This is a genomic window from Paenisporosarcina sp. P4_D4 (assembly GCF_056401835.1).
Genome location: NZ_JBFUIO010000301.1, coordinates 1 through 1,289, shown reverse-complemented (window position 1 = coordinate 1,289; position 1,289 = coordinate 1). Strand labels below are relative to the sequence as shown.

At 31.6% G+C, this 1,289-nt stretch carries 1 protein-coding gene; it reads right to left on the bottom strand.

Translation table 11 applies throughout. The features are described 5' to 3' along the window. Positions 1–189: 189 nt before the first annotated feature. Positions 190–1,289: hypothetical protein (locus AC1DSL_RS18315; protein ID WP_477533348.1), on the bottom strand; the 1,100-nt coding region annotated here is incomplete at its 5' end.

Here is a 1,289-nt window from a genome sequence, read left to right as displayed (position 1 = left end):
TGTCTTGGGTGGGGTTTCAAGCCAAGTTGGAATAAAATTGTTTTTCTGTTCGGTTGTCATAGTTTTAACATTCCCCTCTAAAATTGTAATCACATAGTATCTGAAATGTTATAAATTTTAAATCTAATCGCAGGGAGATTTCTTATTTTTCTTTAACTCAATTAGGCAAACTACCACTGCACTGATAATTTAGTTTAATCTGTTGTATTTAATTAAGGCTTCCTTAACTAATACGTCTAATGCACCAGGAAATAATATTTTAGATGCATTGAGTCTGGCGAAGATGGGTAGATTTGAACCTTTAAAATTTAATTGACCATTTTCGTATGTTATCTGAACGGCATTTGTTTTTGAAAATGCATCTAATGATAATTTCCTTTCAGCGTTAGGGTTATGAAAAATGAATACACCATCAGATAATTCCTCTGGGTTCTTTTCGCTCACCATCTGTAATTTATAATGAGGAGCTTCAAAGTCATGACATATATTTAATACTGTTTGAATATTATTAGACGCATCGACACTCTTAGAAATTGCTAGTGAAGTAAGCTTACCGATAGTAATGGTGCAAGAGAATACTACAGCTGAAATATTTTTATATTTTGGGTCTAAAAATAAGCCAATTGGTATCTTTGAACCAGTATCCGTTTTAGTAATGTAATCCTTTTTCTCATATGAATCTTGCCTCGAATTAAAATACCATCCATATAATAATGCCAATAGTGGATAATAGAACTCTCTTCCGTAATTTACTTGAYCAAATGATCCCAGAGCAATAACAAATGGAACATCAACTTTTATCCATTTACAGGTCGTGTAATCTACTAAATGCTTTTTGTGTTTAGTATTAATTGCATTGGAATGTCGTATTATAGACTCATTTATATAATCTTCAAAATCATCTTGTAGATAAGGGGGCGTTAGGGAACTTAATATATCTTCTAAATTTCTATCAGACTCTGGTCTGCCAATTGAAATTACAGCTTCAATATTAATTGGTTGTGGGCTAGTAATAATGAAATCAGGTCTGTTATAAGTTTGCTCAAGTATAAATCCTGCTTCCTTAAAAAAAGCAAATAAGAAAAATTCCCATAAACTTGAATGGAATGTTGTTTGAAACTCTTTAAGGATTTTATTATCTCTGTCTATAAATCCTTCTGTCCATCCCGAGAGGATTTTTCGTGGTTGAGAAAGCATCTCATGATCTCTTAATAAAATAAATTTTGGATGTAGCTGTTCATCAGTCAAATCTAGGTTTTTTTCAAACAAATTCAATACCATAAMAAACC